Source organism: Kitasatospora sp. NPDC087315, from assembly GCF_044744345.1.
Taxonomy (GTDB): Bacteria; Actinomycetota; Actinomycetes; order Streptomycetales; family Streptomycetaceae; genus Kitasatospora.
Genome location: NZ_JBIUYD010000003.1, coordinates 249,446 through 272,665 on the forward strand (window position 1 = coordinate 249,446; position 23,220 = coordinate 272,665).

A 23,220-nucleotide genomic window follows, 5' to 3' on the forward strand; every position below is an offset into this window, starting at 1 on the left:
GTCACCATGTACTCCACCGGCCCCCCCCACTACTTCCACTGATCCGGGTGCCGGCGTGACAGAGCGGCCGGGCCCCCCCCGCGGGGGGGACCGGGCCGCTCTGTCGTGCGGTGCGCGTTACTTCTTGATCACCAGGGTGCCGGCGGCACGGTCGTGCCAGCCCTGCAGCTTCCCGGAGTTGTCGAAGAACGGCGACAGGTACACCAGCAGGGCGCCGATGTAGCAGAGGATGCCGCCGACGATCGGGATGATGAAGCGGATGAAGCCGCCGCCGACGCCGGGGTGCCCGCCGTTGCTCTCCTTGACGACCCGCAGGCCCATCGCCATCTTGCCGAGCGTGGCGCCCGCGAGGGAGACCATCAGCCACTCGTACAGCAGGTTGAACGCGGCCAGCAGCCCGAAGCCGATCAGGAAGGTCACCGCGATGCCGTTGGCGGCATCCTGGTTCTGGGCCACGCAGTCGTTGTACGCCGTCAGGTTGCCCGGGGTGTAGACGCAGTCCTTCTGGTCCTTGGCGATGCCCACCGCGCTGGCCAGGCCGAGCGCCGCCGCCAGCGCGAAGACCGCGCCGACCGCCGCGAAGTCGATCAGCCGGGCCAGGAACCGCTGGCCCATGGTGGCGATCTTCACCGTGCCCAGGTGCGCGATGTTGATGTAGCCGTTGTTGGCCTGGATGGTGCCCGGCATCGGCGCGTACCCGTACGCCTGCTGCTGCGGCGGCTGCTGGGGGTAGCCGTATCCGGCGGCCGGCGGGGCCTGCTGGGGGTAGCCGTACCCGGCGGCCGGCGGGGCCTGCTGCGGGTAGCCGTACCCGGGCGGCTGCTGCGGCGGCGGCGGGGGCTGCTGGCCGTACGGGTTGTTCGGGTCGGACGGGTAGCTCATCGATGCCTCCGGGCAGGATGGGGACGTGGGGACGGGACAGCGGAGGACCCGGGACGGACCGGAGGGACGGACCACCGGCCGGACGGGACAGTAGCGGAGCGCACTGACAGGGCGGCGCGGATGCCCGGCGCCGGACGCGGCTCAGCGACGTGGGAACAGGAGCATCGACGGCCGCGGTTCTGACAACGCGATGCCGCGGTGGTCGGGCGGCACTGTCTGGTCTGGTCGGCTCACTGGTTCTTTCCCCCGGTTACGCCCCCGCCGGTGTTCCGTCGGCCCGTCACAGGGCCGGAAGCGGCGGGGAATGCCCGCATATCGTCAACCGGGCGGCCGGGCGATGTCCAGCCGTGCCCGCGCGCCGGACCGGACTGTGGCGCAACCGCAACGTGCTCAGCATGTCCGGTACCCGCCGGGGCCTGGCACGGACGGCCGCCCCGATCCGGGAGAATGGGCTCATGACTGCCCAGATTCTCGATGGCAAGGCCACCGCCGCCGCGATCAAGTCCGAACTCGCCGCCCGCGTGGCGGCCCTCAAGGCCAAGGGCGTCACGCCCGGCCTCGGCACCGTCCTGGTCGGCGACGACCCGGGCAGCCGCTGGTACGTCAACGGAAAGCACAAGGACTGCGCCGAGGTCGGCATCGCCTCGATCCAGCGCGAGCTGCCCGCCACCGCCACCCAGGAGGACGTCGAGAACGTCGTCCGCGAGCTCAACGCCGACCCGGCCTGCACCGGCTACATCGTCCAGCTCCCGCTGCCCAAGGGCCTCGACCAGAACCCGGTCCTGGAGCTGATGGACCCGGACAAGGACGCGGACGGCCTGCACCCCACCTCGCTCGGCCGGCTGGCGCTGGGCATCGAGGGGCCGCTGCCCTGCACCCCGCTCGGCATCGTCGAGCTGCTGCGCCGGCACGGCGTCGAGATCAACGGCGCCGAGGTGGTCGTGATCGGCCGCGGCGTCACCGTCGGCCGCTCGATCGGCCTGCTGCTCACCCGCCGGAGCGAGAACGCCACCGTCACCCTCTGCCACACCGGCACCCGTGACCTCGCCTACCACCTGCGCAAGGCCGACATCGTCGTGGCCGCGGCCGGTGTGCCGCACCTGGTCAAGCCGGAGGACGTCAAGCCGGGCGCCGCCGTGCTGGACGTCGGCGTCAGCCGCAGCGAGGGCAAGATCGTCGGGGACGTGCACCCGGGCGTGGCCGAGGTGGCCGGCTGGATCTCCCCCAACCCCGGCGGCGTCGGCCCGATGACCCGTGCCATGCTGCTCAACAACATCGTCGAGGCGGCCGAGCGCCGCGCCGGCATCTGACACCGGGGGAGCGGCCAGGCATGAGCGAACCCCGACCGGTGCGGACCCGGCGCAGGCCGCCGGTCAAGACCACCGGCACCCTGCCGCCCGAGGGCTCGGCGGCGGCCCTGGGCCGTGAACACGCCCTGCCGGTCCGCCAGTGGCCGATAACGCTGGTCCTGCTGGTGGTCGGCGCCGGGCTCGCGGTCACCTGGTTCGCCGACTTCAAGGACGGCTTCAAGTACGGGCTGCTGATCCTCGGCGGCGGTGTGCTGCTCGGCGCGGTGCTGCGGCTGGTCCTGCCCGAGGTCGGCATGCTGGCGGTGCGCAGCCGCTTCACCGACGTGATCGTGCTGACCTTCCTCGGCGTGTCGATCGTGCTGCTGACCCTGGTGGCCCAGCCCAACCCGTGGCTGGAGATGCCGTTGCTGGACAACATCGGCAACCTGATCGGCCGTCCCAAGCACTGAGCGGTCCGGCCCCAGGCGGCCCCTGCCCGGCATCCCGGGCGGGGGCCGCCGCCGTCTGTGACCTATCTGCCACGACCGCACCCGCGGCGTACGCTTCCCTTTGCGATAACCTGACGCCGGTCTCTCGATGTCGAGAGACCGTCCTCGGCTCCAGTGCGCCGGTGTGCCTGGGGCACCTGGCGATTTGCTGGAGAAGGTAGAAATGACCCGCACCCCCGTCAACGTCACCATCACCGGAGCGGCCGGCCAGATCGGCTACGCGCTGCTCTTCCGCATCGCCTCGGGCCACCTGCTCGGCGCCGACGTGCCGGTGAACCTGCGCCTCCTGGAGATCCCGCAGGGCCTCAAGGCCGCCGAGGGCACCGCGATGGAGCTCATCGACTGCGCCTTCCCGCTGCTGCGCGACATCAAGATCACCGACAACGCGGGCGAGGCCTTCGACGGCGCCAACGTCGCCCTGCTGGTCGGCGCCCGTCCGCGCACCGCGGGCATGGAGCGCGGCGACCTGCTGCAGGCCAACGGCGGCATCTTCGGTCCGCAGGGCAAGGCCATCAACGACCACGCCGCGGACGACATCAAGGTCCTGGTCGTCGGCAACCCGGCCAACACCAACGCCCTGATCGCCCAGCGCAACGCCCCGGACGTGCCGGCCGAGCGCTTCACCGCGATGACCCGCCTGGACCACAACCGCGCGGTCGGCCAGCTGGCCATCAAGACCGGCGCCACCGTGGCCGACATCAAGAAGGTCACCATCTGGGGCAACCACTCCGCGACCCAGTACCCGGACGTGTTCCAGGCCGAGATCGCCGGCAAGCCCGCCTTCGAGGCCATCGGCAGCGACCAGGCCTGGCTGACGGAGACCTTCATCCCGACCGTCGCCAAGCGCGGCGCCGCCATCATCGAGGCCCGTGGCGCCTCCTCGGCCGCCTCGGCCGCCAACGCCGCCATCGACCACGTCCACACCTGGGTCAACGGCACCGCCGAGGGCGACTGGACCTCGATGGGTGTCGTCTCCGACGGCTCCTACGGTGTCCCGGCCGGCCTGATCTCCTCCTTCCCGGTCACCACCAAGGACGGCTCCTTCGAGATCGTCCAGGGCCTGGAGATCTCCGACTTCTCCCGCGCCCGCATCGACGCCTCGGTCCAGGAGCTGACCGAGGAGCGCGACGCGGTCCAGGAGCTGGGCCTCATCTGAGCCCCGCCACCACGGAACGTCCGACGGCCCGCCGCCTCTCCGGAGGAGGCGGGCCGTCGTGCGGACCGGCCGCCGGCCGGTCCACGCGGCGTCCCGTCCCCGGCCGCCGGCCGGTCCTACACTGACCCGCTGTGACCGAAACCCTCGAGGACGCGGCGCTCGTCCTCGTCTTCATCATGCTGGGCGGGCTGTTCAACGTCGCCGAGATCTCGCTGATCTCGCTGCGCGAGGGCCAGATCAGATCGCTGGCGGCGCGCGGCACCCGCAGATCCGCCCGGGCCGCGCACCTCGCGGCCGACCCGAACCGGTTCCTGGCCGCCGTCCAGGTCGGCGTGACCTGCATGGGCTTCCTGTCCGCCGCCTTCGGCGCGGACACCCTGGCCGGCAAGGTGGCGCCGCTGTTCGTCCGGGCCGGGCTCTCCGAGGGCGTCGCCGACGCCCTCGCCCTGGTCGGGCTGACCCTGCTGATCAGCTACGCCTCGCTGGTGCTCGGCGAGCTCACCCCCAAGCGGATCGGCCTCCAGCGGGCCGACTCCATCGCCGTGCTCGCCGCACCGGTGGTGGACGTGATGTCGGTGGCGCTGCGCCCGGTGATCTGGCTGCTCGGGCACTCCACCAACCTGATGGTCCGCCTGCTCGGCGGCGACCCGGCGGCCGGGCGCGGCTCGATGAGCTCCGAGGAGCTGCGCGGCCTGGTCGCCACCAACACCGAACTCGGCAGCGACGAAAGGGCGTTGATCGCGGACGTGTTCTCCGCCGGGGAGCGCCAGCTGCGCGAGGTGATGGTCCCGCGCACCGAGGTGACCTTCCTGGACGCCGAACGCCCGCTGGCCGAGGTCCGCGAGCAGGCCGACTCCTCCCCGCACTCGCGCTACCCGGTGGTCGAGGGCAGTTACGACGCGGTGACCGGCTTCGTCCACGTCCGCGACCTCTACGGCGCCCGCGGCGAGCAGGCCGTGAAGGTCCGCGACCTGGCCCGCCCGGTCAAGCTGCTGCCCGGCACCAAACGGGTGCTGGCGGCGATGGGCGAGATGCGCCGTGAGGGCCATCACCTGGCGATCGTGGTGGACGAGTACGGCGGCACCGCCGGCATCGTCACCCTGGAGGACCTGGTCGAGGAGGTGATCGGCGAGATCCGCGACGAGTACGACTCCCAGGAGCCCACCACCACCCGCCGGCTGGCCGGCGGCGGCATGGAGCTGGACGGCCTGCTGAACCTGGGCGACTTCGCCGAGGAGACCGGCGTCGCCCTGCCCGAGGGCCCGTACGAGACGGTGGCCGGCTGCCTGGTGGCGGCGCTCGGCCGGCTGCCGGCCGACGGCGACCACGTCCGGATCGCCGACGGGGCCGACGGCGTCCTGCTGACGGTGGCGAAGCTGGAGGGCCGCCGGATCGCCCGGGTCAGGGTGAGTGCCGTCACACTGCCGGAACCTCCCGGGGCAGAGGTTTCCTGACCGGTCGGTGGAACTGGAACAATGACCCCCATGGTCAACGCAGCGGTCACTGGTCCGGTCAAGGACCGTCCCCGGGTGCTCTCCGGCATCCAGCCCACCTCCGGCTCGTTCCACCTCGGCAACTATCTCGGCGCGGTGCGCCAGTGGGTCGATCTCCAGGAGGCCAACGACGCCTTCTACATGGTGGTCGACCTGCACGCGATCACCGTCGAGCAGGACCCGGCGACGCTGCGCCAGAACACCAGGATCTCCGCCGCCCAGTTGCTCGGCGCGGGCCTGGACCCGGAGCACTGCACCCTGTTCGTCCAGTCCCACGTGCCCGAGCACGCGCAGCTCGCCTGGGTGATGAACTGCCTCACCGGCTTCGGCGAGGCCGCCCGGATGACCCAGTTCAAGGACAAGTCCGCCAAGCAGGGCAGCGACCGCACCTCGGTCGGCCTCTTCACCTACCCGGTCCTCCAGATCGCCGACATCCTGCTCTACCAGGCGGACGCGGTGCCCGTCGGCGAGGACCAGCGCCAGCACCTGGAGCTCACCCGTGACCTCGCGGAGCGCTTCAACACCCGCTACCGGCCCACCTTCACGGTGCCCAAGCCGTACATCCTCAAGGAGACGGCCAAGATCCTGGACCTCCAGGACCCGGGCGCCAAGATGAGCAAGTCCGCCTCCTCGGCCAAGGGCCTGGTGAACCTGCTGGACGACCCGAAGGCGAGCGCCAAGAAGTTCAAGAGCGCCGTCACCGACACCGGCACCGTCGTCTCCTACGACGAGGAGGAGAAGGCCGGCGTCTCCAATCTGCTGCGCATTCACTCCGCGCTCAGCGGCCAGTCGATCGACCAGCTGGTCGCGCACTTCGAGGGCCGGATGTACGGCGCCCTGAAGACCGAGCTGGCCGAGCTGTTCACCGAGTGGGTGACGCCCTTCCAGCAGCGCACCCACACCTTCCTGGACGACCCGGCCGAGCTGGACCGGGTGCTGGCGATCGGGGCCGAGAAGGCCCGCGCGGTGGCGTCGCAGACGCTGGAGACGGTGTACGACCGGATCGGCTTCCTCCCGGCCGCCAAGCGGTGATGCCGCTCGCGAGCCTGCCCGGTGGTGGCGACCTCCCCGAGGTCGTCACCATCGGCGTGTCCGTGAGCGTCCCGGATCCGTACGGCTCGGCGATCCAGGACGCGCGGGCCGGGCACGGCGATCCGCTGGCCCGGTCGATACCCACGCACGTCACGCTGCTGCCGCCGACCGAGGTGCCGGCCGCGCTGCTGCCGAAGATCGAGGAGCACCTGGCGGCGGTGGCCGCCGCGCACCGGCCGTTCCGGATGGTGCTGCGGGGCGGCGGCAGCTTCCGCCCGGTCTCGCCGGTGGTCTTCGTCCGGGTCGAGGAGGGCACGCAGGAGTGCCGGCTGCTGGAGGCGGACATCCGCTCCGGCCCGCTGGCCCGGGAGCTGGCCTTCCCCTACCACCCGCACGTCACGGTGGCGCACGGCCTGTCGGACGACGTGCTGGACCAGGCCCACGAGCAGGCCCGGGCCTTCCAGGCGTCCTTCCCGGTGCCGGGGTTCGGCCTCTCCCGGTTCGACGCCGACGAGGTCTGGCGGCCCTGGCGGGGCTACTCCTTCGCCTGACCGGAGGCCGGCCCGCCCCGGATCCGCGAGCGTGTGGCCGGCCGCCGGAGAGCGCCGAGGCGCCCGACGCGGTCGTCGCGTCGGGCGCCTCGGAGGGTGCGGCGGAGCGCCGCCGCTACTCCTGCCGGAGCATGCCGTCCACCACGCGGGCGGCGGCCTGGCCGTCGTCCAGGTCGCAGTACGCCTCGCGGAACGCCGTGTACTTGCCGGCGTACTCGCCGGCCAGCTCGTCCACCCGGCCCAGCGCGGCGACCAGCTCCTCGGAGGTGGCCAGCAGCGGGCCGGGCGCCTCCGACTCGAAGTCGATGCTGAAGCCGCGCAGGTTGTCGCGGTAGTGCTCCAGGTCGTACGTGAAGAACAGCATCGGCTTGCCGGTCGCGGCGAAGTCGAACACCGTCGCCGTGTAGTCGGTGACCAACACGTCGGCGACCAGCAGCAGTTCGGCCATGTCGGGGTAGCTGCCCACGTCCCAGATGTAGCCGTTTCCGGCGCCGGGGATCTGACCGCACATCACGCTGTGCCGGCGCACCAGCAGCACCTGGTCGTCGCCGAGGGCGGCCTTGGCGGCCTCCAGGTCGATCCGCAGGTCCAGCTGGTAACCGCCGTTCGGACGGCGGCGGTCCTCCCGGAAGGTCGGCGCGTACAGCACCACCTTCTTGCCCTCGGGCAGACCGAGCCGCTCGCGGACCTGCTCGGCGGTCTTCTCCCGGTCGGGGGCGAACAGCAGGTCGTTGCGCGGCGAACCGCTCTCCAGGATCTCGCCCTTGAAGTCGAACGCGCGGCGCAGCACCGGCGCCGCGAAGCGGCTCCCGGCGACCAGCAGGTTCCAGTTCGGGACCTCCTTGGCGACGTCCTTCAGGTAGTTGGCGTCGGTGAACCAGATCTTCTCGAAGTCGTACCCGATCTGCTTCAGCGGGCTGCCGTGCCAGGTCTGCACGACCACCTGGCCGGGGCGGCGGACGAAGAAGTCCGGCAGGTGCGCGCTGGTGACGATGTACTTGGCGGTGGCCAGCGCCTCGAACCACTCGGGGCTCCAGAGCCGGATCGCGCCGGTCGTCTGCGGCAGTTCGGCCTGCAGGTCGTCGCTGCCCCACAGGTGCTCCAGCGGCAGGCCCCGGCGGACCAGCTCCTCGTGGATCGCCCGCGGCGAGTCCGCGTAGAGCCCGCCGAGCGCGACGTTGTAGAGCACGGTGTCGCGCAGCGGGTGCCGGCGGGCGGCCGGGTAGTCGACACCGCGCAGCTGGCGCTGCCGGTAGCCGCTGCGCTCCTCGGGGAGCAGCGCGGAGTGCGACTCCAGCGAGAGGCCGTCGTAGTGGCGGCGCTCCAGCACGATCCGCTTGCCGCGCGACTCCACCTCCAGCGGCAGCGAGCCGAAGCACTCGGGCGCGATCAGCGCGGGCGACTTCGCGGTGATGCCGGTAGGGGCGCCGACCGGGCGGAAGAAGACGTCCCAGGTGCCCTGGGCGAGCGGCACCCGGCCGGCGAAGGAGGCCGTCGGCACCGGCGGCAGCGCGGCCCGGAACCGGCCGTCCGCGATCTCCACCGGGTACGCGTGCTCCTCCTCCCGCCAGTTGTGCCGGACCACCAGCTCCCAGCGGTGCGTGCCGGGCAGCGGGAAGGTGCCGCTGAGCAGGAAGCCGTCGGCGCCGCGGGAGGCGACCTCCTCCACCACCGGCTGCAGCAGCTGGTCGGAGAGCTGGAGGTAGCCGCCGGGGGAGGGCTTGGAGTACAGCGCGCGGCGCTCGTGGACCGGGGCCAGCGGGTTCAGCGCGAGGTGCAGCCGCTCGGGGGCGCTGCGGTCGTCCAGCGCCACCGGGACGGTGGAGCCGTCGGCGAGCAGCAGGGCGGTGTCCCAGCGGTCGCGGCTGCGCTCGTTGGCGACCGGGTCGAGCGCGGCCCAGGCCTCGCGGACGGCGGTCAGCTCGTCCACCGGGAAGGAGGTGCTGAACGGCTGGAGCATCCCGACGGGGGTACCGAGCTCCAGCGGGTACAGCAGCTCGCGGTCGGACTCGACGTGGGTGAGCTTGAACCGGGCCCCGGCGAGGTCCGGGCCGGAGCGGGCCGCGCCGGAGAGCTCCACCCGGCCGCCCTGTCCGGCCAGGCCGGTCACCCGGGCGCGCACGTTCTCCACCCGCAGGTAGACGTGGCCGTCGCGGACCCACGGCACGATCCGCACGTCCGGCTCGACCCAGTGCGCCGGGATGTACTGCGCGGTGTCGCTCCAGCCGGCCGAGATCCGGCCCTTGTAGACGCCGCCCTTGCCGGCGCCGGCCACCAGCACCCGCCAGTTGCCGTCCTTCCACTGGCCCCGCTGCTTCAGCCGCTTGGGGTCGATGCTGGCGGTGAAACCGGCCCAGTCGCAGTTGTACAGGTCGTGCTTGGAGCTGGCGGTGGCCTCCGGGCTGTACTGCGCCTTCGTCGGCACGGCCAGCACCCGGCGGCCCTTGGCCTCGCGCAGCACCAGCACCTTGACCATGTCGTGCCGGTTCTCGGCACCGAGCTGCTCCGGGTAGGCGTGCCCGGTCAGCTGGAGCCTGCCGCCGACCCAGGCCGACTCGTACAGCCGGCTGCGCATGACCAGCGAGTTGTCCAGCTTGAGGACGCCGGCCGGCACGCTCTTGCGCCCGCCGCGCAGGAACGGGTAGTCGGCGTACGGGCGCAGCAGGCCGCGCGCCGGAGCGCCGCCGTTGCTCTCGCCCTCGAACTTCATCTGCTCGACGAACTCGTCGATCCGGCCCTGGAGGGTCAGGTGGTACTTCAGCCGCAGCGGCGCGCGCAGCTTGCGGACGTGCTCGGGGCCGATCGCCCGGAGCAGCCGGCTGACGTGCTTGAGGTAGGCGTCCCGGTACTCCTTGTCGCCGTCCACGACGGACCAGAAGAACATCGGGATCTCCTCGACGAGGGTGTTCTCGTCGTAGGAGTGCAGGTACTGGGCGAAGCGCGGGTCGGTCTGCTTCTTCAGCCAGCCCCGGACCAGCTCCACCGAGGCCACCCGGTCGATCAGGCCCTTGGGGTTGGTGCGCATCTGCGTGATCGACATCTCGCCGACCTCGCGCTCACGCCAGTGGTAGATCGGCTCGGAGAGCACGTCCACGCTCTTGGCGAGGTAGTGGTGCGGCACGCTGACCGGGGCGTCCTCGTACAGGATGCCCTCGGGGTAGAGCAGGCCGGCCGCGTCGAAGAAGGAGCGGCGGTACACCTTGTTCCAGGCCGTGCGGTCGGTGACCAGCGCGGGGATCTCGGTGATGTGGGTCTTGAGCCTGGTCTCCTTGAACGGCTTCACATGGCCGCCGGACTGGTAGTAGCCCACCGCGCGGAACCGCAGCACGTTGCCGGTGGCGAAGTCGGAGCCGGTCTCGTCCAGCGTGTTGATCATCAGCTCGTACGCGCTCGGCGGCATCGAGTCGTCGCTGTCGACGAAGCAGAGGAACTCGGAGTCCGGGTCGATGTGGCGGATACCCGTGTTGCGGGCCGCGCCGAGGCCCTTGTTCACCTGGCGGACCAGGCGGAACCGGGAGTCCTTGGCCGCGTACGCATCGGCGAGCGCCGCGCTGCCGTCCTTCGAACCGTCGTCGACCATGACGCACTCGAAGTCCGTGAAGGTCTGGGCGGCGATCGAGTCGAGGCATTCGACGAGATAGCGCTCGACGTTGTAGATCGGAACGACGATGGAGAGGCGGGGAGCCATCGGCTACGCAGGCCTTTCTTGGGAAGGAGCGTGGCAGCCCGGTCGGGTCTGACCGCACTTTGAACCGGTGCGTACGTGCCCGTCGATCCTACCGTCCGGCCTTCCGGGCCCCCGGGCCGCCGGAGGCCGGACGCGATGGGCCCGGGCCGGGGCCCGGCCACTACGCTGTGCCCATGCCCCGCTTCAGCGTCATCGTCCCCGTCTACCAGGTCCAGGAGTACCTCACCGAGTGCCTCGACTCCGTGCTCGGCCAGGGCGGACCGGACCTCGAACTGATCGCGGTGGACGACCGCTCCCCGGACGGCTGCGGCGCGATGATCGACGGGGCCGCCGCGCGCGACCCCCGCGTCCGGGTGCTCCACCTGCCGGAGAACGTCGGCCTCGGCCGGGCCCGCAACGCCGGCCTGGCGGTCGCCACCGGCGAGTACGTGGTCTTCCTGGACAGCGACGACACGCTCACCCCCGGCCTGCTGAAGGCCGTCGACGACCGGCTCGCGGCCGGCGGCGACCCGGACATCCTGGTCTACGACTACGCCCGCACCTACGCCGAGGGCCGGATCACCCGGGCCGCCTCGGCCCACGTCTTCGGCGCCGCCTCCCCGGAGGTCTTCGGCCTCGCCGCCCGCCCCGACCTGCTCGACCTGCTCCAGGTGGTCTGGAACAAGGCGTACCGCCGCGGCTTCATCACCGAACAGGGCCTCACCTTCCCCGCGGGCTACTACGAGGACACCCCCTGGACGTACCCGGCGCTGCTGGCCGCCGCGAGCATCACCCTGCTCGACCAGGTCGGGGTGCACTACCGCCAGCGCCAGGAGGGCGGCAACATCCTCGCCACCGCCAGCCGCAAGCACTTCGACGTCTTCGCCCAGTACGACCTGGTCTTCGCCTTCCTGGACGGCCGCCCCGACCTGGACCACTGGCGCCCGGTGGTCTACGGCCGGATGCTGCACCACCTCAACACCGTGGTCTCCAGGCCGGGCCGGATCCCGCCCGGTGACCGCCGCGAGTACTTCCGCCGGGCCGCCGCGCACTGCGCCCGGCTGCGCCCGGCCGGCTACCGGCCGCCGTCCGGGGTGGCCGGCCTGCGCACCGAGCTGCTCAGCCAGGGCCGCTACGGCACCTACCAGACGGTCCGCGCGCTCGGCCGGGCCCGCCGCCTGGTGGGCCGCTGACCCTTTGTCGGGGGCGGGCCGGGGAGCCTGACGACCGTTCGGGTGAGCGGCCGGTATAACCGGACGGTGGACTTTCTCACCCGCCTCCCGGTGATCGGCCCGCTCGTCGCCCGGCTCCTGCGCAGCCGCCCGTACCGGGTGTACGGGCACTTCAGCGCCGCCCGCGGCAACCGGCTCGCCGGGGCGGTCACCTTCTTCGGCTTCCTCGCGCTGTTCCCGCTGCTCACCGTGGCGCTGGCGATCGCGGTCGCGACCCTCACCGACAGCCGGGTCGCCGACATCGAGAAGCGCGTCTCCGACCAGCTGCCCGGCATCTCGGACGCGCTCAACCTGCCGTCGCTGGTGGCCAACGCCGGTACCGTCGGGCTGGTCAGCGGCCTGTTGCTGCTGGTTTCCGGCCTCGGCTGGGTGGACACCATGCGCACCTCGATCCGGGACATCTGGCAGCTGCCCGAGGACGACGGCAACCCGGTGCTGCGCAAGGCCTGGGACTGCGCGGTGCTGTTCGGCCTCGGCGTGGTCTCGCTGTTCTCGCTGGCCGCCTCGGCCGCCGGGACGACCCTGGCGGGCCGGATCGCCGACTGGATCGGCCTGGGCACCGGCGGGCCCGGCGGCTATCTGCTGACCGCCGTCGGCCTGCTCATCGCGGTCGCCTCCGACACCCTGCTCTTCGCCTACCTGCTGGCGCCCTTCCCCCGGATCGGCGGCCAGCACCGGCGTGACGTGCTGCAGGGCGCGCTGATCGGCGCGGTCGGCTTCGAGCTGCTGAAGATCCTGCTCGCCTCCTACCTGGGATCGGTCGCCGGCAAGAGCCTGTACGGGGCCTTCGGCGTGCCGGTGGCGCTGCTCCTGTGGATCAACTTCGTCAGCCGGCTGCTGATGTACTGCGTCGCCTGGACGGCCCTGGCCGACCCGGCCGCCGCCCGGGACCGGGCCCGCGAGCGGGCCCGGGCGATGCTGACGGAGGCGGACCGGGCCGGGGCGGCCGCGGCGGAGCAGGGGAAGGCCCGGCCTCAGGATCAGGGCTGAGGCCGGGCCGCACGGGCTCCCCCACCGGATCAGTCGGCGTGGACGCGCCGCCAGAGCAGGACCAGCGCCCCGCCGCCGACCACCACGAAGGCCAGGGCGATCCCCAGCCGGCCGGCCAGGCCGATCCCGGACTCCCCGTCGGCGCCGGCCGCCGGCTGGGCCGCCGTCGAGGTGCGCGGCGGCGGCGCGGGCTGGCCGGTGGTGCCGCCCGCCTGCCCGGTCGGTGTGGGCTCGACGCCGTCGGCCGGGGCCTCGTCCACCAGCCGCCCGACCGGGGTGACCTTGCCGGCCGCCGCGAAGCCCCAGTCCAGCAGCGCCGCCGTCTCGTCGTAGACCTTCTGGTAGGTGTCCGGGTGCATCACCGTCACCAGCAGGGTGCGCCCGTTCCGTTGGGCCGCGCCGACGAAGGTCGAACCGGCGTTGGTGGTGAAACCGTTCTTCACCCCGATCAGGCCGGGGTACTTGCCGAGCAGCCGGTCGGTGTTGGCGATCCCGAAGCTGCCGCGCTGGCCGGTGTTCTTGTCGACCGCGCCGGGGAACTGGGCCTCCCGGGTGGCGCAGTACGTCCGGAAGTCGGGATTGCGCAGGCCGGACCGGGCGAACAGGGTGAGGTCGTAGGCGGAGGAGACCTGGCCGTCCATGTCGTAGCCGTCGGGCGAGATCACCCTGGTGTCGCGGGCCTGGAGGGCGTCCGCGCGGGCCTGCATCTCGGTCACGGTCTGCCGGATGCCGCCGTTCATATGGGCCAGGACGTGCACCGCGTCGTTGCCCGAGCTCAGGAACACCCCGCGCCACAGGTCCTCGACCCGGTACTCCAGGTTCTCCTTGATGCCGACCAGGCTGCTGCCGGCGCCGATCCCGGTGATCTCCTCGTCGCGGACCTTGTGCACCGTGTTGCGGTCGAACTTGGGCAGCACGGTGTCGGCGAAGAGGATCTTCAGGGTGCTGGCCGGGGCGAGCCGCAGATGCGGATTGCTGGCCGCCAGCACGTCTCCTGACGCCGCGTCGGCGACTATCCAGGACTGCCCGGTGAGGCCGCCCGGTAACGCGGGGGCGCCGGCCAGTGGGGCCACCTGGGCCCCGGGGAGCCCCAGCCGTTCGCCGCCCACCGCGGCCGGCGGGGGAGCGGGTGCGTACGGGGCCGCGACGGCGGAGGGGGTGGCCAGGAGGGTCGGGAGGGCCGCGGCGACCGCGGCGAGCAGGTGCGTGAGCTTACGGCGAGTGGGCACCAGCAGACCGTACCCACTCCGGGGATTCGTTGTTCGCCACTCCGGCTCTGTCCCCCGCAGGAGGGGCCCGCCGTACGCCGACCGGCCGCCCGCGCATACTGGGAGCACACCGTCTGCACACCGCCGCCCGCCGAGGACCACCATGAAGCTCAGCCGCCGTACCTCCTGGTTCCTGACCGCCTTCGGCGTCTGGTCCATGATCATCTGGACCACCTTCGTCAAGAACCTCTGGAAGGACTCCGGCGGCCAGGCCTTCACCAATGGCGACCACTCCCAGCCCACCGCCTTCTTCTGGATCCACCTCCTGCTGGCCGTCACCTCCTTCGTTCTCGGCGTCCTGGTCGGCACCGTCGGCGTCCGCGGCCTGCGCGCGACCCGCCGCACCCCGGCCACCGACTGACCGGTTTATTCCTGTTGCGGGGCCGCCCGGGCCGCTGGCAGGATCCCCACCGCTTGGTCACATATCGAATCTGTCTTCGATTTCAGGGGTGGGATTCATGAACCACGTGCACCACCGTCGACTCGGCGGGGTCGCCGCGATCGTCGTGGCCGCCGGTCTGGTCGCCGTGCCGACCGCGGCCTCGGCCGACACGGGCCCGATGGTCCTGGGGACGACGGCCTATCCGCAGCCGCGAATCTCGTCCACGGGTGTGCGCACCGACGCCTGCGACTGGACCGCCACGCCGGGCTGGATGGCGAGAACTGGCAGCGATCCCACCCTCAACGCCACGGTCGCCGGGGACGGCAGCGGCTCGCTCTCGGCCCGCTTCGAGGTCTGGGACCAGATGACGGGCGCCGACAGCGCCGTGTTCAGCGGCGTTGCCCCGGCCTACGCCGGGCAGGCGCGCATCAATGTCCCCGGTCTGCTGGACGGGCACAGCTACACCTGGCGCACCTGGGCGCTGCAGGGCGACCGAACCTCCGCGCCGGCGCCGGACTGCCACTTCCGGGTGGACACCACCTCGCCGACGGTCTCGGTCGCGTCCCCGGACTTCCCGGCCGACGGATCCGGAGGCACGGCCACCAAGTACGCGGGCCAGGTCGGCACTTTCGTGCTCAACGCCGCCGACCCGGCCCCGGACGGTGGGGAGGCCTCCGGTGTCGCCTGCGTCCGGTACGGCTTCGACATGCTGGGCGTGGGCGGCGACTGCACCGCGCCGGGTACCGTCAGGCCGGGCGCCGACGGGACGCTCACCCTCCAGCTGAAGGTCCTGCACTGGGGCACCAACACCCTCAACGTCGAGGTGATCGATGACGCGGGTAACTCCGGCCGGATGTCCTACACCTTCTACGCCCCGTCGAACCCGAACCCGCCGAAGACTCTTGGCGACGTCGACGGTGACGGCACCGCGGACATCCTGCTGCCCGACGCCCAGGGCAACTTGCAGTACTTCGGCGTCAACGCGGGCGACACCGCTCCGAGTTCGACGATCCAGGGCAACCGGGCACCGTACGGCGGCAGCTGGGCGCCGTTCCAGGTGGCCCACCGCGGCTGGTCGAAGTCCCACGCGCCGTCCTCGGACGACCTCTTCATCCACAAGCCGGGCGACGGTTACCTCTACCTGTACCAGAACGTCGACTACGGATCCTTCACCGGGTACATGACGGACGCCCAGCGCTCGCGCAGCTGCCAGGACGATGCCGGGGCAACCGTCGCCTGCCCGGCGGACTTCGCGTCCGACTGGTCCAAGGCGGACCAGGTCGTGGCGTTCGGCCCGGTGACCGACGCCACCTCACCGTCGCTGCTGACGCTTGAGGACGGGAACCTCTGGCTGCACGCGGGCGGCAACTTCGGGTTCGGCTCCCAGAAGGCCCGGAAGCTCACCACCACCGGCGACTGGAGCGGCTACGACCTGATCGCACCCGGCCCGGACGCGTCCGGGAGCCTCACGCTCTGGGCGCGTGAGCGGGCCGACGGCACGCTGCACGCGTACCCGGTGCCGAAGCAGGCCAACGGGCTGTTCGACTTCTCCGCCCTCGCCGACCCCGCCGCCGGTGTCGTGGCGAGCGGCTTCACCGTCGGGGCGTACCCGACGCTGGGCAGCTCGGGCGACGGCGACGGTGACGGTGCGCCGGACCTGTGGGCCGTCACGGCCGACCGGCACCTGGTGACGTACAGCGGCTGGAGTGCCCCGAAGGACCTCGGCGTGCTGCGCTGAGAAACGGCCGAGGCCCCGTCCGGTCGGATGACCGGACGGGGCCTCGGTTCAGGCCGGGATCAGAAACGGCGGGTGACCAGCGCCCGCTTCACTTCCTGGATCGCCTTGGTGACCTCGATGCCACGCGGGCAGGCCTCCGAGCAGTTGAAGGTGGTCCGGCAGCGCCAGACACCCTCGCGGTCGTTCAGGATCTCCAGCCGCTGCTCCGCACCCTCGTCGCGCGAGTCGAAGATGAAGCGGTGCGCGTTGACGATCGCGGCCGGGCCGAAGTACTGGCCGTCGTTCCAGAAGACCGGACAGGACGACGTGCACGCGGCGCACAGGATGCACTTGGTGGTGTCGTCGAAGCGCTCGCGCTCCTCGGCGGACTGCAGGCGCTCGCGGGTCGGGTCGTTCCCCTTGGTGATGAGGAACGGCATGACGTCCTTGTACGCCTGGAAGAACGGGTCCATGTCCACGACCAGGTCCTTGAGGACCGCGAGGCCCTTTATGGCCTCGATCGTGATCGGCTTCTCCGGGTTGACGTCCTTGATCAGGGTCTTGCACGCCAGCCGGTTGCGGCCGTTGATCCGCATCGCGTCGGAGCCGCAGATGCCGTGCGCGCAGGAACGGCGGTAGGTGAGGGTGCCGTCCTGCTCCCACTTGATCTTGTTGAGCGCGTCCAGGACGCGCTCCTTCGGGTCCAGGGTCAGCTGGTAGTCGACCCACACCGGGTCCGGGTGCTCCTCCGGGTTGAACCGGCGGATCCGGAAGGTGACGGTGATCAGCTCGACACCGCCCGCCTCGACCGCGTCCAGAGCGGCCGAGTGCTTCTCCACAGTCGGAGTGCTCATCAGTACTTACGCTCCATCGGCTGGTAGCGGGTCGTGACGACCGGCTTGTAGTCGAGGCGGATGGAGGTGGTGCCGTCCTCGGCAACCTCCTGGTACGCCATGGTGTGCTGCATGAACTTCACGTCGTCACGGGTCGGGAAGTCCTCGCGGTAGTGGCCGCCGCGCGACTCCTCACGGGCCAGCGCGGAGACCGCCAGCACCTCGGCCAGGTCGAGCAGGTTGCCCAGCTCGACGGCCTCCAGCAGGTCCGTGTTGTAACGGAAGCCCTTGTCCTGGATGGCGACGTGCTTGTAGCGCTCGCGCAGCGCGGCGATGTCCTCGACGGCCTGCTTCAGGGTCGCGCCGGTGCGGTAGACCATGGCGTTGGTGTCCATGGTCTCCTGCAGCTCCTTGCGGATCTGCGCCACGGACTCGGTGCCGGTGGACTCGCGCAGGCCGTCGACCAGCGCCTGCACCTTCTCGGCCGGGTTCTCGGGCAGCTCGGTGAAGCCCACCGTCTGCGCGTAGTCGGCGGCGGCGATGCCCGCGCGCTTGCCGAACACGTTGATGTCCAGCAGCGAGTTGGTGCCCAGCCGGTTGGCGCCGTGCACGGACACGCAGGCGACCTCGCCGGCCGCGTACAGGCCGGGGACGACGTCGGTGTTGTTGCGCAGCACCTCACCCTCGACGTTGGTCGGGATGCCGCCCATGGCGTAGTGCGCGGTGGGCTGGATCGGGATCGGGTCCGTGTAGGGCTCGATGCCGAGGTAGGTGCGCGCGAACTCGGTGATGTCCGGGAGCTTGGCGTCCAGCTGCTCCGGCGGCAGGTGGGTGAGGTCCAGGTAGACGTGGTCGCCGTCCGGACCGCAGCCGCGGCCTTCGCGGATCTCGGTGTAGATCGCGCGGGAGCAGACGTCACGGGACGCGAGGTCCTTCATGACGGGGGCGTAGCGCTCCATGAAGCGCTCGCCGTCCTTGTTGCGCAGGATGCCGCCCTCGCCGCGGGCGCCCTCGGTGAGCAGGATGCCCATGCGCCAGATGCCGGTCGGGTGGAACTGGAAGAACTCCATGTCCTCCAGCGGCAGGCCGCGGCGGTAGACCAGGGCCTGGCCGTCACCGGTGAGGGTGTGGGCGTTGGAGGAGACCTTGAAGAACTTGCCGGTGCCGCCGGAGGCGAACACGACGGACTTGGCCTGGAAGACGTGGATCTCGCCGGTGGCCAGCTCGTAGGCGACGACGCCGGCCGTCTTGCCGTCGTTGATCAGCAGGTCGAGGACGTAGAACTCGTTGAAGAACTCGACGCCGTGCTTGACGCAGTTCTGGAACAGCGTCTGGAGGATCATGTGACCGGTACGGTCGGCCGCGTAGCACGAGCGGCGGACCGGGGCCTCGCCGTGGTTGCGCGAGTGGCCGCCGAAGCGGCGCTGGTCGATCCGGCCCTGCTCGGTCCGGGAGAAGGGCAGACCCATCTTCTCCAGGTCGAGGACGGCGTCGATGGCCTCCTTGCACATGATCTCGGCGGCGTCCTGGTCGACCAGGTAGTCACCACCCTTGACCGTGTCGAAGGTGTGCCACTCCCAGTTGTCCTCCTCGACGTTGGCGAGGGCGGCGCACATGCCGCCCTGGGCCGCGCCGGTGTGGGACCGGGTGGGGTAGAGCTTGGTCAGCACGGCGGTACGGCTGCGCTGGGTCGACTCGATGGCCGCGCGCATGCCGGCGCCGCCTGCGCCGACGATGACGGTGTCGTACTGGTGAATCTGCATGGGGGTTCTAACTCGCCTCTGGCCTCTGCCGATGTCCGATTAGATGTTCGGGTCGAAGGTGAAGATCACCAGGGTGCCGAGCAGCACGGTGAAGACCGTGGCGGCGCCCATGAGGCCCTTCAGCCAGAGCCGGGTGGAGTCCTTCTCGGCGTAGTCGTTGATGACCGTCCGCATGCCGTTGGCGCCGTGGAGCATGGCGAGCCAGAGCATCAGGAGGTCCCAGCCCTGCCAGAACGGCGAGGCCCAGCGGCCGGCCACGAAGGCGAAGCCGATCTTGGAGACGCCGCCGTCGAGCACCAGCATGATCAGCAGGTGGCCGAGGATCAGCACCACGAGGACGATGCCGGACAGGCGCATGAAGAGCCAGGCCAGCATCTCGAAGTTGGTGCGGGTGCGGCGCGGCGTCTTCTTGGTCCGCTTGCGGGGCGGCTCGATGACGAACTCGTCGGCCGGGTTACCGGTGCCGAGGCCCTTGCCGGTGTGCGCCTGGGCGGAGGGGACCACCAGGGCGTCGGAGATTTCCGTGGACATGTCTCAGATCACTTCCCGAACCACGTGAGCAGGGTGTGTTCCAGGATGTTGTAGAACGAGCCGGCCAGCAGCACGACCCACACCCCGACCACGGTCCAGAGCATCTGCCTCTGGTACTTCGGGCCCTTCGACCAGAAGTCGACGGCGACGACCCGGAGGCCGTTGAGAGCGTGGAACAGGATGGCGGCCACCAGGCCGTACTCCATCAGGTTCACCAGGGGCGTCTTGTACGTCTGAATGACGGTGTCGTACGCCTCGGGCGACACCCGCACCAGGGCGGTGTCCAGGACATGAGCGAACAGGAAGAAGAAGATGAGGACGCCGGTGACTCGATGAGCCACCCAGCTCCACATGCCTTCCCGGCCGCGGTACAGCGTTCCAGCCGGCACGGAAAAACCCTCCGGGAGCGGATTGGGGGCTCGGCCGGCTTCGGTGTCGGTCAGCCCGGCCGGGTACGGTCCACCGGCCGCCAGCATCCTATCGACGCGATGTCGGGAACCGCCTCCGGGGGCCCGAGGTGTGATCAATCAGGCACGACTGGCCTAGCCGGACGGGAACCGGGGCGCCATTGCTCGCTCTGGGTGACCGTTCGGCTGCGCTACGGTGGCGGCCCCTCCCGTCGACGACACCCTGCCGAGGCCCCCGTGCCGCTCCGCCCGCCCCGACCGTCCGTCGCCGTCCTCGTCTCTGTCCTGCTCGCCGCCGGCTGCACCACGGTCGGCCGCTCCGCCGACCAGGCCGGGGCCGGGCGCGAGCTGTCCGCCGCCGAGCTGCGGGCGGCCGCGGTGGCCGACGGCGACCTCGGGCCCGGCTACACGGTGACGGTGATGACGCCCGGCCACGGCGAGACCGGCTCGGGTGGCGGCCGGGAGGTCTCGGACACGCCCGCCTGCCAGCCGTTGCTGGACGTGGTGACCCCGGCCGTGGCGGCCGGTGGCGGCTCGGCCTCGCCCGGTCCCGGCCGGCCGTACGCCGAGACCGATCTGAGCGTGGCACGGGCGGCCGACCCCAGGGGCGGCGTGTACGGCGGGCTGCTCGGCTACCGGGCGGGGCGGGCGGCGCAGCTCCTGGCGGAGCTGGAGAAGCTGTTCGGCCCGTGCGCGTCGTTCGCCTCCACCGCCCCGCCGCCGCCCGCGGAGAAGGGGAAGCGGGGGGTGCGGACCAGGCACCGGCTGGGCCGGGACGACACGCCCACGCACGGGGGAGCGGACACCGTGACCGGATTCACTCTGACGAATGAATCGGGCACGGTGACGCTCTCCCAGCGTGCGGTGCTGGCCCGGGTCGGTCCGGTGCTGGCGGTCTTCACCACCGTCGGCGTCGGCGCGGGGCCGGCCGCCGCGCCGGACGAGCGGATCGTCCGGCAGCAGGTGGCCAAGCTGCGCGCCGCGCAGACGAAGCGGTGAGGAGAGGTGGGGAGGGATGAGGTGACGGTGAGGGGACGGGGCGTGGTGACCGGGGCTCAGCGCGCCCCGGTCGTTGTCTGGGTGGCGACCAGGTGCTCCAGGCGGGTGAGGGCGATCCGGCGCAGTTCGTCGGCCGCGGTCAGCCGCTCCTCGTCCGGGTCGTTGGCCAGTCGGGTGCGGATCGAGGAGAGCACGGTGTCGAGCATCTCCTCGGGGGCCACGCCCTCCAGGCAGACCACGAAGACGTGGCCGAACCTGGCCTCGTACGCGGCGTGGGCCGCCCGCAGCGCGGTGTGCGCCGCCTGGCTGCCGGGTGCGCGCATGCCCAGGAGGGGCTGCGGCATCCAGCTCTCGTCCGCCAGCGCCTCGGCCAGGTCGGCCGGGCGCAGGTCGTAGGAGGCCTCGCTGGCGGCGGCCAGCAGGGACTCGATGTCGGGGTAGGGACGGTGCGCCGTGAGCCGGAGGGCCCAGCGGTGACTGCCGCAGCAGGCCAACAGGGCCTCCTCGGCGGCGCCGACGTCGGCTTCGTTGAAGCGGTGCAACCCGAGGAGGGTCGGCTCGGAACTGGGATCGAGCCGCTGTGACGGGATGTCGCTGGCCAGCGGGTCCTCCTCGTGAGGGCGGGAAGGTGCCGGTGAAATGGGGTGGTGGAGCAGCTGAAGTATGGAGCTGCGGGGCGGCGTCCAGCGCCCGCCGGGCAGCGGCTCAACGGTAGTTGAGCGGTCATCAGTTGGGGAGGGCGCACGCGGAATTCATCCGATCGAGCTATCAAGTTGTGACGTTGACAGCTCTGCGTCAGCACCCTCCCCGTGTTCATCTGCTAATAACCGCCCCGCACGGGAGCGGCCGTCAGGAACAGCGCGTCCCGGCGGCCGGCAGGGTGCCCTCGGTGAGATACGCCTCCATGGCCCGGTCGACGCAGACGTTGCCCTTGCCGAACGCGCCGTGGCCCTCGCCGGTCAGGGTCAGCAGGGTGGCGTTGGCGAAGCCCTTGGCCAGCGTCTCGGCCGCCGCGTAGGGGGTGGCCGGGTCACCGGTGGTGCCGACCACCAGGATCGGCGCGCTGCCCTCGGCGCGGACGGTGTGCGGTTTCTCGGGGGTCTCGAACGGCCAGTTCGCGCACTGGGGCTCGCTGAGGTCGTCGGCGGTGGTGCCCTTGGTGAGCAGCGGGGCCTGCTCCTGGAGCTGCTTCACCGCCGCCTGGGCCCGCTCGGGCGAGGGGGCCGGGGCTGCGACGTCCGCGCAGCGGATCGCCCTCAGCGCGTCCTGGCTGGGGTCGTAGTGGCCCTTCTCGTCCCGGCCGTTGTACTCGTCGGCGAAGGCCAGCAGGCCGTCGCCCTTGCCGTGCAGCATGGCGAGGTTGAGCGAGAGCCGCAGGTACTTCCAGGTGGTCTTCTCGTCGCCGTAGAGGAGGCTCATGGTGCCGGTCCAGCCCTGGCCGCTGCCGACCCTGCGGCCGTTGACGGTGAGCGGGTGGTCGCGCAGGCCGTCCAGGAAGTCGGCGGCCTTCTCGGCGGCCCTGGCCGGGTCCTTGCCGAGCGAGCACTCGTCGGCGTGGTTCTCGACGCAGTCGGCGGCGAAGCGCTCGAAGGACTTCTCGAAGCCGATCTGCTGCTTGATGCTGCTGTCCAGCCTCTCCTGGGTCGGGTCGACGGCGCCGTCCAGGATGAGCCGGCCGGTGTTCTTCGGGAACTCCTCGGCGTAGAGCGAGCCGAGGTAGGTGCCGTAGGAGACGCCGAGGTAGTTGAGCTTCTGGTCCCCGACGGCGGCGCGCAGCACGTCCAGGTCGCGGGCGGTGTTGCGGGTGCCGATGAAGGGCAGCAGCCTGCCGGAGCCGGCCTGGCAGGCGGCCGCGAACTCGGCGTTCCGCTGCTGGTGCCGGGCCTTGCGGGCCTGGGGGTCCGGCAGGTCGTCCTGCTCGCCGAGCGCGTCGTGCTGCTTGTCGTCGAGGCAGACGACCGGGGAGCTGTCGCCGGTGCCGCGCGGGTCGAAGCCGATCACGTCGAAGCGCTTGTGCAGGGTGCCGTCGAACCGTTCGGCGCCGTACTTGACCATCTCGACGCCGGAGGCGCCGGGGCCGCCGGGGTTGACCATCAGCGAGCCGATCCGCTGGTCCGGCCTGGCGGCCGGCAGCTTGATCAGCGCGAGGTCGAGGGCGTCGGTGGCGGGGTTGGCGTAGTCGAGCGGGACGTGCAGCCGGCCGCACTGCATCCCGGATATGTCGATCTTGGCCTCGGCGGCCTTGGGATCGGCGGGGCAGGCGGCCCAGGTGATCTGCTGGCCGTAGAAGGGCTTCAGTGCCGGGTCGTCGGCCCCGGTGGGCCGGGGGGCCGGCGTCGGGGTGGCCATCGGTGCGGCCGGTGCGGGCGAGGTGGTGCCGGCGGCCCGGTCCTGGCCGGACGTGGCGCCGTCGTCGCAGGCGGAGGCGAGGAGCAGGGTGCCGGCCGCGAGCACGGTCAGCAGCACCCGTGGGCGGGCGGCCCGAAGAGATGTCATCGCACGTGTGTACCACTGCCGGG

Annotated in this window: 20 protein-coding genes; 11 read left to right on the top strand and 9 right to left on the bottom strand. The window is 71.5% G+C overall.

Annotation, left to right across the window (positions count from 1 at the left end):
* Positions 1–117: 117 nt before the first annotated feature.
* Positions 118–882: an RDD family protein gene (locus ACIO5D_RS06135; protein ID WP_400653109.1), complete on the bottom strand. Its 765-nt coding sequence runs from the start codon at positions 880–882 to the stop codon at positions 118–120.
* A 455-nt stretch (positions 883–1,337) separates the two neighbouring features.
* Here ACIO5D_RS06135 and ACIO5D_RS06140 point away from each other — a divergent pair, with 455 nt between their 5' ends.
* The 6 genes from ACIO5D_RS06140 to ACIO5D_RS06165 all read left to right on the top strand — a co-directional run bounded on the left by ACIO5D_RS06140 (position 1,338) and on the right by ACIO5D_RS06165 (position 6,912).
* A complete protein-coding gene (locus tag ACIO5D_RS06140) occupies positions 1,338–2,192 on the top strand; it encodes a bifunctional methylenetetrahydrofolate dehydrogenase/methenyltetrahydrofolate cyclohydrolase (RefSeq protein ID WP_350593833.1) in 855 nt (284 codons plus the stop codon).
* A 20-nt stretch (positions 2,193–2,212) separates the two neighbouring features.
* Positions 2,213–2,641: a DUF3017 domain-containing protein gene (locus ACIO5D_RS06145; RefSeq protein WP_363605582.1), complete on the top strand. Its 429-nt coding sequence runs from the start codon at positions 2,213–2,215 to the stop codon at positions 2,639–2,641.
* Positions 2,642–2,843: 202 nt separating this feature from the next.
* A complete protein-coding gene (locus ACIO5D_RS06150; RefSeq protein WP_363605583.1) occupies positions 2,844–3,836 on the top strand; it encodes a malate dehydrogenase in 993 nt (330 codons plus the stop codon).
* 131 nt (positions 3,837–3,967) lie between these two features.
* Complete coding sequence (locus ACIO5D_RS06155) at positions 3,968–5,290, top strand: hemolysin family protein (RefSeq protein WP_363605585.1); 1,323 nt, start codon at positions 3,968–3,970, stop codon at positions 5,288–5,290.
* 30 nt (positions 5,291–5,320) lie between these two features.
* Positions 5,321–6,361, top strand: a complete 1,041-nt coding sequence (gene trpS, locus ACIO5D_RS06160; RefSeq protein ID WP_363605586.1) for a tryptophan--tRNA ligase — start codon at positions 5,321–5,323, stop codon at positions 6,359–6,361.
* Positions 6,361–6,912, top strand: coding sequence for a 2'-5' RNA ligase family protein (locus tag ACIO5D_RS06165; RefSeq protein ID WP_363605588.1), 552 nt, complete (start codon positions 6,361–6,363; stop codon positions 6,910–6,912). The genes trpS and ACIO5D_RS06165 overlap by 1 nt, the downstream gene beginning before the upstream one ends.
* Positions 6,913–7,027: 115 nt before the next feature.
* On the opposite strand, the gene ACIO5D_RS06170 is transcribed toward ACIO5D_RS06165, so the two are convergent.
* On the bottom strand, positions 7,028–10,600 hold the full coding sequence (locus ACIO5D_RS06170) for a CDP-glycerol glycerophosphotransferase family protein (protein ID WP_400794033.1): 3,573 nt from the start codon (positions 10,598–10,600) through the stop codon (positions 7,028–7,030).
* Positions 10,601–10,773: 173 nt separating this feature from the next.
* Between ACIO5D_RS06170 and ACIO5D_RS06175 the strand changes: the two genes are divergently transcribed.
* A complete protein-coding gene (locus ACIO5D_RS06175) occupies positions 10,774–11,772 on the top strand; it encodes a glycosyltransferase family 2 protein (RefSeq protein WP_400794034.1) in 999 nt (332 codons plus the stop codon).
* Positions 11,773–11,838: 66 nt separating this feature from the next.
* Complete coding sequence (locus ACIO5D_RS06180) at positions 11,839–12,801, top strand: YihY/virulence factor BrkB family protein (protein ID WP_400794035.1); 963 nt, start codon at positions 11,839–11,841, stop codon at positions 12,799–12,801.
* A 29-nt stretch (positions 12,802–12,830) separates the two neighbouring features.
* Here the strand turns inward: ACIO5D_RS06180 and ACIO5D_RS06185 are convergent, their stop codons facing one another.
* Positions 12,831–14,030 carry a D-alanyl-D-alanine carboxypeptidase family protein gene (locus ACIO5D_RS06185; protein ID WP_400653117.1) on the bottom strand — a complete coding sequence of 400 codons (1,200 nt, stop codon included), beginning with the start codon at positions 14,028–14,030 and terminating at the stop codon, positions 12,831–12,833.
* Positions 14,031–14,172: 142 nt separating this feature from the next.
* On the opposite strand from ACIO5D_RS06185, the gene ACIO5D_RS06190 reads away from it, so the two are divergent.
* Together ACIO5D_RS06190 and ACIO5D_RS06195 are read left to right on the top strand one after the other, a co-directional pair.
* Entirely contained in the window at positions 14,173–14,430 is a 258-nt protein-coding gene (locus tag ACIO5D_RS06190) for an SCO4848 family membrane protein (protein WP_400794036.1), read from the top strand.
* Between the two features lie 97 nt (positions 14,431–14,527).
* Positions 14,528–16,189, top strand: a complete 1,662-nt coding sequence (locus tag ACIO5D_RS06195) for a hypothetical protein (RefSeq protein WP_400794037.1) — start codon at positions 14,528–14,530, stop codon at positions 16,187–16,189.
* Positions 16,190–16,248: 59 nt separating this feature from the next.
* Here ACIO5D_RS06195 and ACIO5D_RS06200 read toward each other — a convergent pair whose 3' ends face one another.
* The 4 genes from ACIO5D_RS06200 to sdhC are packed head-to-tail and all read right to left on the bottom strand — an operon-like array spanning position 16,249 to position 19,684.
* Positions 16,249–17,022, bottom strand: coding sequence for a succinate dehydrogenase iron-sulfur subunit (locus ACIO5D_RS06200; RefSeq protein ID WP_363605601.1), 774 nt, complete (start codon positions 17,020–17,022; stop codon positions 16,249–16,251).
* Entirely contained in the window at positions 17,022–18,764 is a 1,743-nt protein-coding gene (gene sdhA / locus ACIO5D_RS06205; protein ID WP_363605602.1) for a succinate dehydrogenase flavoprotein subunit, read from the bottom strand. The genes ACIO5D_RS06200 and sdhA overlap by 1 nt, the downstream gene beginning before the upstream one ends.
* A 39-nt stretch (positions 18,765–18,803) precedes the next feature.
* Positions 18,804–19,295 carry a succinate dehydrogenase hydrophobic membrane anchor subunit gene (locus ACIO5D_RS06210; RefSeq protein ID WP_400794038.1) on the bottom strand — a complete coding sequence of 164 codons (492 nt, stop codon included), beginning with the start codon at positions 19,293–19,295 and terminating at the stop codon, positions 18,804–18,806.
* An 8-nt stretch (positions 19,296–19,303) separates the two neighbouring features.
* A complete protein-coding gene (sdhC, locus tag ACIO5D_RS06215; protein ID WP_363605604.1) occupies positions 19,304–19,684 on the bottom strand; it encodes a succinate dehydrogenase, cytochrome b556 subunit in 381 nt (126 codons plus the stop codon).
* A gap of 255 nt (positions 19,685–19,939) precedes the next feature.
* Between sdhC and ACIO5D_RS06220 the strand changes: the two genes are divergently transcribed.
* The gene (locus ACIO5D_RS06220) at positions 19,940–20,701 is read left to right on the top strand and encodes a hypothetical protein (protein ID WP_400756127.1); all 762 of its coding nucleotides are present in this window, start codon (positions 19,940–19,942) and stop codon (positions 20,699–20,701) included.
* Between the two features lie 56 nt (positions 20,702–20,757).
* Here the strand turns inward: ACIO5D_RS06220 and ACIO5D_RS06225 are convergent, their stop codons facing one another.
* Both ACIO5D_RS06225 and ACIO5D_RS06230 read right to left on the bottom strand, forming a co-directional pair.
* Positions 20,758–21,243: a 2-oxo-4-hydroxy-4-carboxy-5-ureidoimidazoline decarboxylase gene (locus ACIO5D_RS06225; protein ID WP_363605607.1), complete on the bottom strand. Its 486-nt coding sequence runs from the start codon at positions 21,241–21,243 to the stop codon at positions 20,758–20,760.
* Between the two features lie 307 nt (positions 21,244–21,550).
* A complete protein-coding gene (locus tag ACIO5D_RS06230) occupies positions 21,551–23,197 on the bottom strand; it encodes an alpha/beta hydrolase (RefSeq protein WP_400794039.1) in 1,647 nt (548 codons plus the stop codon).
* Positions 23,198–23,220: the final 23 nt, after the last annotated feature.

Bases quoted from the DNA above. Each gene is read 5' to 3' on its own strand.
- ACIO5D_RS06210 (WP_400794038.1), bottom strand. From the start codon at position 19,295: ATGTCCACGGAAATCTCCGACGCCCTGGTGGTCCCCTCCGCCCAGGCG.
- ACIO5D_RS06165 (WP_363605588.1), top strand. From the start codon at position 6,361: ATGCCGCTCGCGAGCCTGCCCGGTGGTGGCGACCTCCCCGAGGTCGTC.
- ACIO5D_RS06175 (WP_400794034.1), top strand. From the start codon at position 10,774: ATGCCCCGCTTCAGCGTCATCGTCCCCGTCTACCAGGTCCAGGAGTAC.
- ACIO5D_RS06135 (WP_400653109.1), bottom strand. From the start codon at position 882: ATGAGCTACCCGTCCGACCCGAACAACCCGTACGGCCAGCAGCCCCCG.
- ACIO5D_RS06190 (WP_400794036.1), top strand. From the start codon at position 14,173: ATGAAGCTCAGCCGCCGTACCTCCTGGTTCCTGACCGCCTTCGGCGTC.
- ACIO5D_RS06230 (WP_400794039.1), bottom strand. From the start codon at position 23,197: ATGACATCTCTTCGGGCCGCCCGCCCACGGGTGCTGCTGACCGTGCTC.
- ACIO5D_RS06150 (WP_363605583.1), top strand. From the start codon at position 2,844: ATGACCCGCACCCCCGTCAACGTCACCATCACCGGAGCGGCCGGCCAG.
- sdhA (WP_363605602.1), bottom strand. From the start codon at position 18,764: ATGCAGATTCACCAGTACGACACCGTCATCGTCGGCGCAGGCGGCGCC.
- ACIO5D_RS06145 (WP_363605582.1), top strand. From the start codon at position 2,213: ATGAGCGAACCCCGACCGGTGCGGACCCGGCGCAGGCCGCCGGTCAAG.
- ACIO5D_RS06200 (WP_363605601.1), bottom strand. From the start codon at position 17,022: ATGAGCACTCCGACTGTGGAGAAGCACTCGGCCGCTCTGGACGCGGTC.
- ACIO5D_RS06140 (WP_350593833.1), top strand. From the start codon at position 1,338: ATGACTGCCCAGATTCTCGATGGCAAGGCCACCGCCGCCGCGATCAAG.
- ACIO5D_RS06195 (WP_400794037.1), top strand. From the start codon at position 14,528: ATGAACCACGTGCACCACCGTCGACTCGGCGGGGTCGCCGCGATCGTC.
- trpS (WP_363605586.1), top strand. From the start codon at position 5,321: ATGGTCAACGCAGCGGTCACTGGTCCGGTCAAGGACCGTCCCCGGGTG.
- ACIO5D_RS06170 (WP_400794033.1), bottom strand. From the start codon at position 10,600: ATGGCTCCCCGCCTCTCCATCGTCGTTCCGATCTACAACGTCGAGCGC.